The organism is Tepidanaerobacter sp. GT38 (assembly GCF_021991635.1).
GTDB lineage: Bacteria > Bacillota > Thermosediminibacteria > Thermosediminibacterales > Tepidanaerobacteraceae > DTU063.
This window is the reverse complement of the sequence record NZ_JAFFJA010000126.1, coordinates 1-13,135: the sequence shown is the minus strand read 5'-3', so window position 1 is coordinate 13,135 and position 13,135 is coordinate 1. Positions and strand designations below refer to the sequence as shown.

The following is a 13,135-nucleotide window of genomic DNA, read 5'->3' as shown; positions in this document are numbered from 1 at the left end:
ACAACAACTTGACACTATCCATTTATCACCAAAAGTTGACAAAAAGACTGCTTAAATTGTATAATATTATCTATAAATTACAAATTTTGTAAAATGAATTGGGAGGGCTTACAATGCCTCCAATGTTGATTTCATTGTTACAAGTTATTGTTAACTCGGTGATACTGCTTATTATCTACTGTTATTTATACGTTCGGGAAAAAAAAGATTATTTACGTATTTGGGCACTAGGCTGGTTTTTTCAATTCTTAAGGTTTATATGTGAAATTTGGTTAGTTTATAGGAATTTTTCGCTTCTGAGGTTTTCGATAGACATATTAAATGTCCTGAGTGCTTATATGATTGTTCATGGGACGTATATTTTTGTAAACAAGCAAACACCTAAACAACTCAAGCTTTTGGTGGCACTAAACTTCTTATGGCTTCCAGTAGCGTTTTTAGTTAAAATGCCTTTTTATATTCAGGTTTTTCCAGCACTTTTGTTTACCTCCATAATTTACATTGCTACGGGTATTGCTTTTATAATGAGCATAGATACTCCAAGTGTTGCAAAGTACATAACAGGTATTACATTTATACTGTGGGGCATACATAAGATTAATTATCCATTTTTGAGACCAATTCCTGACGCTGCAAATTGGGCATTTTTTATCACCTCAATTTTTGAGATAATTGCGGCTTTGGGAATATTGATGATTTACTTTGAGCGGGCCAAACAAATAGAGCAGGTTTCCAAGGAAGAGTTAAAACAAGAACATGAACGGTTTAAAGTAACTTTGAAAAGCATCGGTGACGGAGTTATAACGACGGATGCAAAAGGCTTTATAGATTTTATAAATCCTGTAGCTCAAGAATTAACGGGATATAATGAGTTAGAAGCTGTAGGAAGACATATACGCGATATTTTTAATATTGTCAATGAATATACTGGAGAAGCAGTTGAGGTTCCCATAGACACGGTCCTTCGCAAAGGAATAGTAAAAGGCCTGGCAAATCACACAGTTCTTATACGAAAGGATGGCAGTAAAGCCTCTATTGCAGACTCAGCTGCACCTATTAAAAACATCGATGGCCAAATCGTGGGAGTAGTTTTGGTATTTCAAGATATCACTGTCCATAGGGAAATAGAAAAATCCAGAGAACAACTGGCCTTTATAGTTGAATCTTCTCGCGAAGCAATTTTCAGTTTAGACCTTGATTATCGAATTACCAGTTGGAATAAAGGAGCAGAGAGCATTTACGGTTACAAAGCCGAAGAGATTCTAGGCAAATCCGCATATATTTTAGTTCCCCGGGAACTATACCGTGAATTGGACGAACATATAGCGCAAGCTTTAAGTGAGAGGACGCCTTTACACTATGAAACAGTTCGTCTGCACAAAAATGGATGCAGAATAAATTTATTAATTTCCATATCTCCCATATTTGACGATTACGACAATGTACTGGGCATATCTGTGATCGCTCATGATATCTCTGATCGTTTGCGTTCACAGGAAATGTTGAAACGCTATAAAATGCTTTCTGAAAGTACTACTGATATTATCCTTTTCGTTAGATATCCAGACGGCAAAATAATAGAAGCTAATCGGGCAGCTGTAGAGGTTCTAGGCTATAAGCTCGATGAATTCATTAATTTGAACATTTTTGATTTAACCTGTGACATTGGCAAAGAGAATACTGAAATTCTGATGGAAAAGGCCTTAAAAGGTGTGAGGTTTGAATCTGTACTTCGCCGTAAAGATGGTAGCACTTTTCCCGTTGAAGTGAGCGCTACCGGCGGAATGTTACAGGGACAACAAGTAATTCTCGGCATTTGCCGCGATGTTACAGAACGCAAGCATTTTGAAGATCAGCTAAGATACATGAGCAGACATGATTATTTAACTGGTCTGTACAATAGATTGACTTTTGAAGAGAAGCTGATCCAGCTAAAAAATAATCCTCCATATCCCTTTGCGGTTGTCATGTGCGATCTTGATGGCCTTAAAATGATAAACGAAACCTTCGGCCACGAAACCGGTGACATCTTTATTAAGGCAGCAGCCAGCAATTTAAAGAGAGCTGTCAGACCTCAGGATTTTTTGGCTAGAACGGCCGGGGATGAATTTGTCATAATAATCCCGAATGCAGACAAGGCAATAGTTGAAGAGATAATAGGGAGAATACGCTATTGCGTCCAAAATTTTAATGATTGCCAGCTCCCCATACCGCTAAATATTTCTATTGGCTATGCCATAGTAGAAAATGAAGATTTTGATATAAAGGAAGCGCTGAAAACTGCAGAAAACAATATATACCGTGAAAAGGTGCACCACAGCATAAGCAGAAAGAGCAGTATAATTAAAACCCTTATGAAGATGTTGGAAGCTCGGGATATCATTACACAGGATCATTCCCAGCGGACTGAAAAGATGGCGGTGAAGCTCGCTAATAGACTTAACATGAGTCAGCGGCAGATTGAGGACATAAAACTGCTGGCCATGTTTCATGACATAGGTAAAGTTGGGATTCCTGACAGTCTTTTGTTTAAAAAGGGAAGACTGACCCGTGAAGAACGTTTGGAAATGCAGCGCCATACGGAAATAGGACACCGTATAGCAGTTTCCTCTCCTGAACTTGCCCACATTTCAGACTGGATACTGCTGCATCACGAGTGGTGGGATGGCAATGGCTATCCTCTAGGATTAAAAGGTGAGGAAATACCTATAGAATGTCGCATATTGGCCATTGTAGACTCCTATGATGCCATGATACAGGATAGGCCTTATCGCAAAGCGATGAGCCACGAGGAGGCAGTAGCCGAGCTTAAAAGATGTGCCGGTACTCAATTTGATCCTCACCTTGTGGAATTGTTTATAAAAATTTTGGAGGAAGAGGCAGAAACAGCGTAAAATATAAACTCCTGGTAGGCTATGCTGATGGCACAAGCTGGTGGCCGCTTTGCGTAGAGGTTATAAACCCTTAGGCCCGGCAGAGATGGGTAAACATTGGATACAGGTCTTAGAAGCCAAGTAGTGCCAAATAAGTTTATTCGACCTCTGTTTTAATTTATAAAAAAAACAGAAGAACTCCGCTTTTGGTCGGAGTTCTTTATTTCTTTTACTTCGTAAAAACGTGGTCGCCGATTTGGCAGATCACAGGTTTTGACAGCAACCATGTATTTGTTATTTTGTATGGATTGAAGAAGAACAAAGCACCTCCGGTTGGATCTAAACCGCCCAGGGCCTCATCGGCAGCTTTATATGAATCGCTGCTTGGAGTTACAGAATAGATTCTTCCGTTAAGCACAGGCTCAAATTGATATGCACCTATTTCATCAACGTGATATATAACCTCTTTAATCGTATTTGGGAATTTGTCGCTATGAACCCTATTTACTACTACTGCACCAACTGCTACTTTTCCCATATAGGGTTCCCCTTCTGCTTCCGCTTCAATAAGCCGCGCCAAAAGCACTCTTTCCTCTTGGGTATAATACACTCCGCTGCCGTATTTTATGTACTGTCCCCGATTAATATAGCCTCTTGAAGGTAAAGCCTGGGGCCTTTGTCCCTGTGATGGTGCATGTGAAGGAATCATTAGTGTCGTCCCTGCATAAAGTTCGCTTCCCCAAAGTCCGTTTATGGTTTTTAAATCATCAATGGAGACTCCGTACTTTTGTGAGATCTTGTAAAGCGTATCTCCCCAGTTTACGGTTATTTGTTCGTAAGGGCAATTTTGCGGAACATACAATGTCTGTCCTGGCCAGATTTGGTCAGAGTAAAGAGCGTTTAAGCTTTTGAGATCTGATAAGCTTACGCCAAAGTTCTGACTTATGAGATAAAGAGTGTCGCCGGGTTTAACCGTGTATATTTCGGGAATTAATAGAACTTGTCCAACTGTTATGTAATCTGAAAACAGGGAGTTATTCTGCCTTATCTTATCTATGGGAACCTTAGTAATTTGACTTATAGAATTTAAGGTGTCCCCAGGCTGCACCGTAATAACTTTGGCTTCAGCTTTGACTGAGAATAAAACCAGGAAGACAAACAAGAAAATAACCGCATTTAGTTTTTTGGTAATGTGCACCAAATACCATCCCCTTTCCTTGGCATGATTATACTATAGGTCCACTGTTTATTTCACCAAGTAAAATTCACCAAGGAATAATCAGGGAAAAAGCTCGCCGGGAAAGAATTTCCCGGCGGTATGTGATCCATTATTTTTTAAAATTCATGATAAGTTTGCCTTCTTCTGTACTTATAGAAGTAATTTTTAAATCATAGGGCAAAGGTGGCGGATTAAATTCCATGTTGTAATTTGCCATCAGCTCTTCAATTACCTTGGCTGGCAGTGTTACACCGTTAAATTCAAGTTTTTTGGGATTAAATTTTATCTTATTGTCTTCGGTGAGCTGGATGTCGCATGTAATAGAATAAACAGGTACGTTGCTATCTGGGTTTTTCTCGGTAACCGTGATGCCTTCGGTACTAAAAGTAAAGTATACATTCTTTAAATTTTCATCTTTAGAGAGCAAAGTTTTGGTGACGCTTGTGTCTAAAAACACTGCCCGAGCCGTCATGGCAAAGTAGTTCACCGTAAGATCATCAGGCCTTAAACTAGACCAAGGCAATGAAGATAAATTTTTCAAAAGATAATCAAGGGAAGGCAAAGATTTCTGCCAATCTTCACTTATTGCTTCTAAAAATGTTGTGTCTTTTAATATAAGCCTTGCGCGGTTTAATTCCTGTTGCTTTTCTTCTATAGTTTGAGTTATTTTCTGAAGAGCCAATTTGGCTTGATTTTCTAAAGCTTGAATTTCCCGCTGTTTATCCATAATATCTCGTTCCTCCTGTTTCCTTTGAGCAATAAGGGCTCTGGTTTCGATAATTATATTATTATAGTATTCTATAAAGAACACGATGTTATCGAAACGACGGAAAAAATCTCCCAGATCTTCTGCACCCACCAGAACAGAAAGCATATTGCCCATACCGCCTTTAAAAGCAAAAACAATCCAGCGGGAAAGTTCTTTTTGACGATTTGCAACAGTGGTATTTAAAGAGGAAAGCTCCTCTTGCTTTAATTCAAGTTGCTTTCTAAGCTTTGAATTCTCTAGAGAAAGCTGTTCTATTTCATTTCTAAGAGCTAAGATTTTAGCATCTAATGCCAGAATCTCTTCAATGAGCTGCTGTTCTACCTCTGTAATCGGTGCCCCATTAGTAAATCCCGCAAATATCAAATTTAAAATAAAAATAACGGTAAGCGTTAAAAAAAGCCCCTTAGTAAAGTGCATTTTATTCCCCCGCAAAGGCCTATAAATAGTTATAAAAAAAATATCATATTTTGTGTTTAATTATAGTTTATTCTACAAAAACCTAAAATGTCCTCTAAAGTGATGACCTTGGCAATTTTGAAGATTGTTACAATATAGTGTATAATTTAATTTATAATAAAGATTTTTTTGAAGGGGTGAAATTGATTGAATCTATCCGAGATAAGGCAGAAAGCACGGGAAAAAATGAAAGGCTTTTGCCGAGTTTGCAAAGTTTGCGATGGAGTAGCTTGTGCTGGAGAAGTACCGGGAATGGGAGGAGTGGGCACTGGCTCTTCCTTTACGGCAAATATTAAAGCACTGGCAAATGTTAAGCTCAACTTGAGGACCCTTCACGATGCCAAGGAACCGGATATTTCAACAGAGCTTTTCGGCATCAAGCTTTCCATGCCAATACTTGCGGCACCTATTACGGGGTCTGAGTATAACATGGGTGGAGCAGTACCTGAAGCAGAGTATGTCCGCATGGCCATAACCGGCAGCAAAAATGCAGGAACTATCGGAATGAGCGGTGACGGCGGCAATCCCATCTTTTACGATTCAGGCCTTGAGGCTATAAAAGAGCAAAATGGTCACGGTATTCCCATCATAAAGCCTAGGGAAAAATCTGTAGTTTTGGAAATGGCCAAAAGGGCAAAAGAAGTTGGAGCCCTAGCTGTAGGAATGGATATCGATGGAGCTGGTCTTGTTACAATGGCTTTGATGGGACAGCCCGTGGGACCCAAGAACTTACAGGAGCTAAAAGACATAATTTCTAGGATCGACCTTCCCTTTATATTAAAAGGAATCATGACCGTTGATGAAGCTGAACTGGCACTGGAAGCAGGAGCTTCTGCCATAGTTGTATCAAATCATGGAGGGCGCATTCTAGACAGTACACCCGGTGTGGCTGAAGTTCTGCCCCAAATTGCTCAAAAAATGAAAGGCAGGATAACTATTTTGGCAGATGGAGGAGTCAGAAGCGGTGTAGATGTGTTAAAATATATAGCATTGGGTGCTGATGCGGTATTGGTGGGAAGACCTGTTATTATGGGTGCATTTGGCGGCGGAACTGAGGGAGTGCGGTTAGTGCTGGAAACCATGGCAAAAGAGCTAAAACAGGCCATGATTCTCACCGGCTGTAAGAATATCAGCGAGATAAATGCTAAAGTTATTTTTAATAAGTAAAATTAGGTGACAGAATACAAAATCCGTCACCTTTGACTTTTGCTTGGTTTGTAATTTTCGTTAACTGGTGAGTCTATCACATCAGCATCGCCAATTACACTCATATTATTACAGATAATACTTGCGTCACCAATTCCTGTGTTGGATTTATTGTGGGCATCCCAACTGTTTTGCCTGTTATGGCCTACGGATACGGTAGCATTATTGGCCAGTGAAGTTACATTTATTTCGTCAAATGATATATTTGCAGTTTCTTTTATTTCCGTTGAAAGATACATATCATTGTCAACTATCAAATGATGGTTATCAAAAGGTGAATCCATGAAATCATTATCATAGACCAAGTTTATACTTTGTATAACCTTACCATTTACAGAACCTAAACCCTGATTGCTTTTGCCATGGGCGCTCCATCCTATGGCATTGTTTTTTCCTATGAATATACCACTAGAATCTCCAATAGACTGGACAGTTATGTTTTGAAAATTTATAACGGTGTCATCTACTCTATTTTGCATAACAATTCTCCTCATGTTCCCCTTTGTAGAATATCAGTAGGATTAATTTCCTGATCATTTAAGGTAGAGTCAATGGCATCAGGGTCGATTATTGTAATTAAATTGTATGAGGTCAGGCTTGTGCCCTGAGGTGAAGTGCCGTTATTGGATTTATTGTGAGAAACCCATCCGGATTGGGCATTTTCACCTACAGCCACAGATGAATTAGATTGCATGCTGAACACATTTATCGCATTTAAAAAAATGGATACGGCCATAGCACCCCCTCAATTCTAAAAACCCATATTTGGAATACTTCTAGATAAAAGTGATTTCTATTTGTCGCGTGTTGGCCTCAGGTATTTTGGGCAAGTATAAGGTTAGTATTCCATCTGAATATTTAGCGGTGGCTTTTTGTGAGTCTATTTCAGCCGGTAGCGGAATATTTTTGTTAAAAGACAAAACATTTTCCTTCTCAGAATTGTTACGTGCTTTGCCAGATATATTTACTGTATTGCCAGTTACTTTTACACAAATATCGCTTTTGTCCTTAAGACCCGGTATTGCTGCTTTTACCAGGAATCCTTTATCGGTTTCGGTAATATTGATCTTAGGTCCATAATTATCCTCATAAACAGATTGAGATTCTGCATTCCATATACTTTTATATTCACCGAAGTAGGAAGGCTCATAAAAAGAGGCGGGGTTTTTAAGGCTAATTTGTATTGCCTGCATAACCATTTCAACGAATTCTTTAGGCCACGTTACCTTTTCAGAAAGCTCATGAGATATTTTCTGTAGCTTAATCAAATTTTCCAACCAGTCTTTATCAAATACCAATGTGACCCCTCCGTAACAGATCACAGTATCTCTTTAATCGTTTCAAGTAACTTCTTATCCTTTTCGCTGGAATCCGCACACCACATATCCAAGCCATCAGGGTCTTCCACATAGTTTGTGTTACTGGGCAATTGATTGTTGTCCCCGGAAATATTACCTAATCCCTGGTTAGTTTTAGTCATGCTTTCAAATTCCTTTAAAAAATTCTTTCCTATATTAAATGATGAGGCATTTTCTATAGAGCCGATATTTATGGAACCGATATTTATATTTAAACAAAACCCTGCCATAAAAAAACCTCCGACAAATTTAACGGCTGGGCATTGAGAAAACTCAGGCATTTTATCATCGATGTCATACTATATTATTATGACAGAATAGATAAGATGTGACCTTTTGGATTTTTAAAGTTTTAATCCACAAGAGGTGAAACTCTTGAGTGTCAAAGGTCTTATATATAAAATTGCCCGTATATTTAAAAGAACTAAGGGTAAACCATTTGACGAAAAATTGGTGGAAGACCTGATGGATCGTATTGTAAAACTGGAAAAAAAACAGCAGGAATTGGAAGAAAGTCTAGAGAAAGAGTATTGTGTTAAAAGTATTGTTGTAGAAAGGATGCATGCTGATAAGGTAGAGTTTAACATAGATACCATTGATGTGGATGAGCTCAGCGGAATGCTAAGCATAGGCTTAAACTATGAAGGTAAGCTTGTAAAGATACTTTCCGACCAAACCGGTAAAACAAAGGATAAAGACAAAAATGCAAACAAGAGTGAAGGCTCAAAAGAAAATCAGAGGTCAAGACCCAAAATTACCATGTTTTTTGATACCAAGCCAAATTCTGATAGCTGATTGACTTTTGGATGTATTCATATTAGTATTCAATTATAAGTAAAACTCAGATTTGAATTTGGAGCTAGAAAGCTCATATGAGGTGTCAAGCTATGAAATTCAAAAAACTCATCATAATGTTTTTTGGCACCATGCTTTTAATCACTGCATGTCTAGGTGTGCCCCAGGACAAAGCAGTAATTAAAGTGTCTTCATTACCTCTTGACAGGACAACTTTTATCGGCTATTCGGATGCTTCAGACCATGGCTATGCTATGGCAGTAGTAACAATAGAAGATAACAGGATTTCAGAAGTAATCCTTAAGGAATTTACGGAGCTTTCAGTTGAGAAAGATTTTTCCACTTATGAGTATCCTCCGTCAGTTGAAGCTAATACTTTATTGCCTCAACGTTTTATCGAAGTTCAAAGTAATGAAGTGGACCTAATTGCCGGTGCCACTGCCAGCTCAAACCGCTATAAACAGGCAGTAGAGCGAGCTTTGATAAGTGCTAAAAAAGAGGAAAGTGAAAGGCAATATTTTGACGGTGTTTTTCAGGGCAGGTCAAAGGCCGACAATCATGGTTACGGTATTGCCCTTGTTGAGATTAAAGACGATAAAATAACAAGTGTGGAGCTTAAAGAAGTGGACGAAAAGGGAGAACTGAAAGATTTTAGCACTTACCCTCATGAACCCTCAAGAAAGGCTCATAAAGAGTTGCCACAATGGTTTGTCCAGAGTAACTCACCAAATATTGATAATTTTACCGGAGCAACCCACAGCACTGATAAGTACAAAGAGGCAGTGGAAAACGCCCTGGTAAAAGCAGCAATAAAAAAAGACCTGCCTGATTTAATTGACGGGACATATGTGGCAGTTTCCGATGTGTCAAGTCAAGGATATTCTAGTGCGGCGGTAACCATAGAAAACGATATGATCATGCAGGTGGATTTAAGGGAATATGACCAGAATTCGGTTGAGAAAGATTTTGCATCATACGAATATGAGCCTTCGGTAAATGCCAATAGAGAGCTGCCCTGGGCATTCGTGGCAATTCAATCTTTTGATGTTGATATAGTGACGGGAGCCACATATAGTAGCCAACAATATATTCAAGCAGTAAAAAGGGCTCTGGAGAAAGCCTCTTGGTCCAAAAAAAGCGGCAGCTACTTTGACGGAGTATTTCAGGCTAAATCACATACCGATGAGCACGGCTATGCAATTGCGGTAGTTACCATAAAAGATGACAAAATGACAAATGTAGAATTAAAGTATATTGATGCTGAAGGCAAAAAAAGGAACTTTGAAACATATGAGTATGAACCGGGGGTAATAGCTCATAGAGAACTACCAAAAAAATTTGTCATGGCCAATACTTATGACGTAGACACAGTTACCGGAGCAACCATCAGTTCCATTAAATACATTCAGGCAGTGAAAAATGCTTTGGAAATTGCCAAGCGTTAATTTTCCTATTTATCATGTTACGTTTCTAGCAGCAAATTAATCTCATCTTCTGTAAGTTCCCGCCACCTGCCGGGTTCAAGACTTTCATCAAGCTTTAATTTTCCGAGGGACAGGCGCTTTAACAATATAACATTTTTTCCTCTTGCCTTCATCATGCGCTTTATTTGATGAAACTTGCCTTCACATATTGTGACATAGCATCGTGATATATTTCCGCTTTCCAAGATATGAAGCTTTGACGGCAATGTGACAAAATCTTCAAGCTGTATGCCTTTTGCAAAGGCATTGGTGTCAGCCTCATCCAATTTTCCGTCAACTTCTACATAATAAGTCTTTTCTACATGATTTTTCGGAGAAAGCAATCTATGAGCCAGTTTGCCGTCATCGGTAAGCAAAATCAGGCCTTGGGCATCCTTATCCAGTCTGCCTACGGGAAACAACTTACGGTGGGAATATTCACCATCAAGCAAGTCAATAACAGTTACATCTTTATTGTCGCGAGTAGAGGAAACTACGCCTTCTGGTTTATTCATCATAATATATACATGTTCATGAAAAATGAGCTCTTCTCCCGCTACGGTTATCTGATCAACAAAAGGATTTACCTGAAAACCTGCATCATTTACTATATTTCCATTAACGAATACTTGGCCTGCTTTTATCAGCTTTTTGACGTCCTTTCTGCTGCCATATCCCGATGAGGACAGTATCTTGTCTATGCGTTGGGGCTTTTGTGTGTTCATAATTTTCACCTCGATTGCTTTTCTAAATTATACAATGAAAGCTACATTACCCGCAAATAATACCTTGTATAAAAGATTTTTTAGGTAAATAACTATAAGGATCCCTTCAAAGCAAGATCGTTGTTATTTTAAAGCTTGGAGCAAACGCAGCAGGGGCTGTATGCGGTACGAGGTTTCAGACACTCGGCAGGAAGCCGAATTGCCTGTGAAACCCTGCGTAGTGCAGAACCAGGCTTTATGACAACAAATCATAGCTCTAGGGAGAAGTGCGTTGTTTTTACCTAAATGTAAAAAGCTGCTGCATGTTGTTGTGCAGCAGCTTTTTAGTAAGTTTTACCCATCCAGATAAAACTTAATGGCTACATTATTTGCCTAACAATGGGAACAGGAAGAAGAGTATAGGTATTAATATTAAGAGGATGATTATCACAAACAGCCAGAAAAAGGCTTGAGTCATACACGGTTCCTCCTTTCATTTGGCCTTTCTTACCCCTGATACATTATATGCACTTTTCATTTATGGTGACACTTAGCTTTCTTTTATGGCGGCGACCACCATATTCGCCATGAGATGTTGAAATTCTTGAGTTTGAATAAGGCCCAAAATCATTGGTATCCACATATTTGTCATAACTGACATCCCGCTGGCAACAGTAATTTCCTCAACTTTCCCCTCCAATTTGTCCTGAGCTTTGTCGGCTATATTAGCAAGACTTATGACTGCTGTTTTTGCATAATCCATGTTTTTTAATATATTGTCAAATAGATTTTTCAGATTGCCTGAGAGTATTGCACTCCTGGCTGTTTTTTTTGCGTTCATTATTGAAGCAGTTAATGGATCAGACATTTCCATTTCTTCTTCTTCAAGTTGCCTTAACTGCTGTTCTAACTGACTCTTCTTGTTTTCGATGTCTCTTAAAGCCTTTCGCAGCTCGTCTTTTGTCATAAAAAACCCCCTTTCCTTTCTTTGACCTAATGTATATTATGCCGAATCACCAATCGCTGCTACTTTGAATATTTTATAAAAAGAAATACGGAAAGGAGGAGGAGCATGTTTCCACTGCTATTGATACCATATTATCTTTTGCTTGGAGCTGCGGGAGCGTTTTTTCTAGATCAACAAATTCGTCAAACTCCAAAGTATAAAATAGTAGGATTTAAATCTGATGTTGCTTTAATAAATGGGCGAACTATGGTTGAAGACTATGGGATTAAAGTTAAGAAGCCTCTACCTTTAATCAATGCATGTTTATGCGAGGTAAAATCCGATGCCGGCGCTTTCCGGAGCTTAGCTAAAGATCCCATGATAGAGTTTATAGAGGACGATTATGAGGGCATGATTCAAGTTATGCCAACTCTATCATTTGAAATAAAAAAACAAGGGCAAGAAATTCCGTGGGGGGTCAAAAGAATCGGTGCGCCCTCTGTGTGGAAAAACACCACTGGAAAAGGAGTAAGAGTAGGTATTATTGATACCGGTGTAGATATAAACCATCCTGATTTAAAGGACAATGTAAAAATGACAGGCTGGGTATTGGACTGCCAAAATATTATCGATGATAACGGCCACGGAACCCATGTGGCTGGTACTATAGCAGCTCTTGATAATGACATAGGAGTAGTCGGTGTTGCGCCAAAAGTTGAAATATATTCGGTAAAGGCTTTTACCAAGAGCGGAAGAGGAAATGTTTCTGATGTAATCGAAGCTCTTAACTGGTGCGTGCAAAATAAAATCCAAGTCATTAATATGAGTTTCGGCTTTAAAAACAGCAAAGCACTTGAAAAGGCCATAAAGGAAGCATATAAGCGAAATATAGTGTTAGTTGCTGCTGCAGGCAACTCAGGAGGGACTAACAATGTTATGTATCCTGCCGGGTACCCTGAAGTAATTGCGGTAGCTGCCTCCAATTCTGATGACAAGGTTGCATGGTTTTCCAGCGGAGGTCCCCAAGTTGATGTAATGGCACCGGGTGCTGGAATACTCTCCACTTATAAAAATGGCGAATACAAAACCATGAGCGGAACATCGATGGCTTGCCCCCATGTGACCGCTGCCTGCGCCCTGATTTTATCCATGTCAAATTTAGATCCTAAAGGTGTAAAGGAAGTTTTAGTAAATACCGCAAGGGATTTAGGATACTCAAAGAAAAAGCAGGGAGCCGGTCTCGTCGATGTGTCAAAAGCCATAGCAAGTGTCAACAAAACTGTATAAAAGATTGAAAGCCTTGGATTTCCAAGGCTTTCAATCTTTTTGTAATATGAATACCACGG

General features: G+C 39.1%; 13 protein-coding genes. 5 read left to right on the top strand and 8 right to left on the bottom strand.

The features are described from left to right. Positions 1-338 precede the first annotated feature (338 nt). The gene (locus JT739_RS12295) at positions 339-2,894 is read left to right on the top strand and encodes a PAS domain S-box protein (protein WP_237661418.1); all 2,556 of its coding nucleotides are present in this window, start codon (positions 339-341) and stop codon (positions 2,892-2,894) included. 208 nt (positions 2,895-3,102) lie between these two features. Here the strand turns inward: JT739_RS12295 and JT739_RS12290 are convergent, their stop codons facing one another. Further along, complete coding sequence (locus tag JT739_RS12290; protein ID WP_237661417.1) at positions 3,103-4,071, bottom strand: LysM peptidoglycan-binding domain-containing protein; 969 nt, start codon at positions 4,069-4,071, stop codon at positions 3,103-3,105. Positions 4,072-4,201: 130 nt separating this feature from the next. Next, a complete protein-coding gene (locus JT739_RS12285) occupies positions 4,202-5,278 on the bottom strand; it encodes a hypothetical protein (protein ID WP_237661416.1) in 1,077 nt (358 codons plus the stop codon). Positions 5,279-5,464: 186 nt separating this feature from the next. Here JT739_RS12285 and JT739_RS12280 point away from each other — a divergent pair, with 186 nt between their 5' ends. Further along, on the top strand, positions 5,465-6,484 hold the full coding sequence (locus tag JT739_RS12280) for an alpha-hydroxy-acid oxidizing protein (protein ID WP_237661415.1): 1,020 nt from the start codon (positions 5,465-5,467) through the stop codon (positions 6,482-6,484). A 26-nt stretch (positions 6,485-6,510) separates the two neighbouring features. On the opposite strand, the gene JT739_RS12275 is transcribed toward JT739_RS12280, so the two are convergent. The 4 genes from JT739_RS12275 to JT739_RS12260 are packed head-to-tail and all read right to left on the bottom strand — an operon-like array spanning position 6,511 to position 8,111. Continuing rightward, positions 6,511-7,002, bottom strand: a complete 492-nt coding sequence (locus tag JT739_RS12275; protein ID WP_237661414.1) for a hypothetical protein — start codon at positions 7,000-7,002, stop codon at positions 6,511-6,513. 11 nt (positions 7,003-7,013) lie between these two features. Further along, complete coding sequence (locus JT739_RS12270; protein ID WP_237661413.1) at positions 7,014-7,259, bottom strand: hypothetical protein; 246 nt, start codon at positions 7,257-7,259, stop codon at positions 7,014-7,016. Between the two features lie 40 nt (positions 7,260-7,299). After that, complete coding sequence (locus JT739_RS12265; protein ID WP_237661412.1) at positions 7,300-7,821, bottom strand: Hsp20/alpha crystallin family protein; 522 nt, start codon at positions 7,819-7,821, stop codon at positions 7,300-7,302. A gap of 20 nt (positions 7,822-7,841) precedes the next feature. Next, on the bottom strand, positions 7,842-8,111 hold the full coding sequence (locus tag JT739_RS12260; RefSeq protein ID WP_237661411.1) for a hypothetical protein: 270 nt from the start codon (positions 8,109-8,111) through the stop codon (positions 7,842-7,844). Between the two features lie 145 nt (positions 8,112-8,256). Here JT739_RS12260 and JT739_RS12255 point away from each other — a divergent pair, with 145 nt between their 5' ends. Further along, entirely contained in the window at positions 8,257-8,676 is a 420-nt protein-coding gene (locus JT739_RS12255) for a hypothetical protein (protein ID WP_237661410.1), read from the top strand. Positions 8,677-8,768: 92 nt separating this feature from the next. Beyond that, positions 8,769-10,121 (top strand): FMN-binding protein, encoded by a 1,353-nt coding sequence (locus JT739_RS12250; protein ID WP_237661409.1) that lies wholly within the window; start codon positions 8,769-8,771, stop codon positions 10,119-10,121. A 17-nt stretch (positions 10,122-10,138) separates the two neighbouring features. On the opposite strand, the gene JT739_RS12245 is transcribed toward JT739_RS12250, so the two are convergent. Beyond that, the gene (locus JT739_RS12245) at positions 10,139-10,864 is read right to left on the bottom strand and encodes a pseudouridine synthase (RefSeq protein ID WP_237661408.1); all 726 of its coding nucleotides are present in this window, start codon (positions 10,862-10,864) and stop codon (positions 10,139-10,141) included. Positions 10,865-11,393: 529 nt separating this feature from the next. Beyond that, positions 11,394-11,810, bottom strand: coding sequence for a hypothetical protein (locus tag JT739_RS12240; RefSeq protein ID WP_237661407.1), 417 nt, complete (start codon positions 11,808-11,810; stop codon positions 11,394-11,396). A gap of 105 nt (positions 11,811-11,915) precedes the next feature. Here JT739_RS12240 and JT739_RS12235 point away from each other — a divergent pair, with 105 nt between their 5' ends. After that, a complete protein-coding gene (locus JT739_RS12235) occupies positions 11,916-13,076 on the top strand; it encodes a S8 family peptidase (RefSeq protein ID WP_237661406.1) in 1,161 nt (386 codons plus the stop codon). The last annotated feature ends 59 nt before the right edge of the window (positions 13,077-13,135 follow it).

Bases quoted from the DNA above. Each gene is read 5' to 3' on its own strand.
- JT739_RS12295 (WP_237661418.1), top strand. From the start codon at position 339: ATGATTGTTCATGGGACGTATATTTTTGTAAACAAGCAAACACCTAAA.
- JT739_RS12235 (WP_237661406.1), top strand. From the start codon at position 11,916: ATGTTTCCACTGCTATTGATACCATATTATCTTTTGCTTGGAGCTGCG.
- JT739_RS12250 (WP_237661409.1), top strand. From the start codon at position 8,769: ATGAAATTCAAAAAACTCATCATAATGTTTTTTGGCACCATGCTTTTA.
- JT739_RS12260 (WP_237661411.1), bottom strand. From the start codon at position 8,111: ATGGCAGGGTTTTGTTTAAATATAAATATCGGTTCCATAAATATCGGC.
- JT739_RS12285 (WP_237661416.1), bottom strand. From the start codon at position 5,278: ATGCACTTTACTAAGGGGCTTTTTTTAACGCTTACCGTTATTTTTATT.
- JT739_RS12275 (WP_237661414.1), bottom strand. From the start codon at position 7,002: ATGCAAAATAGAGTAGATGACACCGTTATAAATTTTCAAAACATAACT.
- JT739_RS12245 (WP_237661408.1), bottom strand. From the start codon at position 10,864: ATGAACACACAAAAGCCCCAACGCATAGACAAGATACTGTCCTCATCG.
- JT739_RS12240 (WP_237661407.1), bottom strand. From the start codon at position 11,810: ATGACAAAAGACGAGCTGCGAAAGGCTTTAAGAGACATCGAAAACAAG.
- JT739_RS12270 (WP_237661413.1), bottom strand. From the start codon at position 7,259: ATGGCCGTATCCATTTTTTTAAATGCGATAAATGTGTTCAGCATGCAA.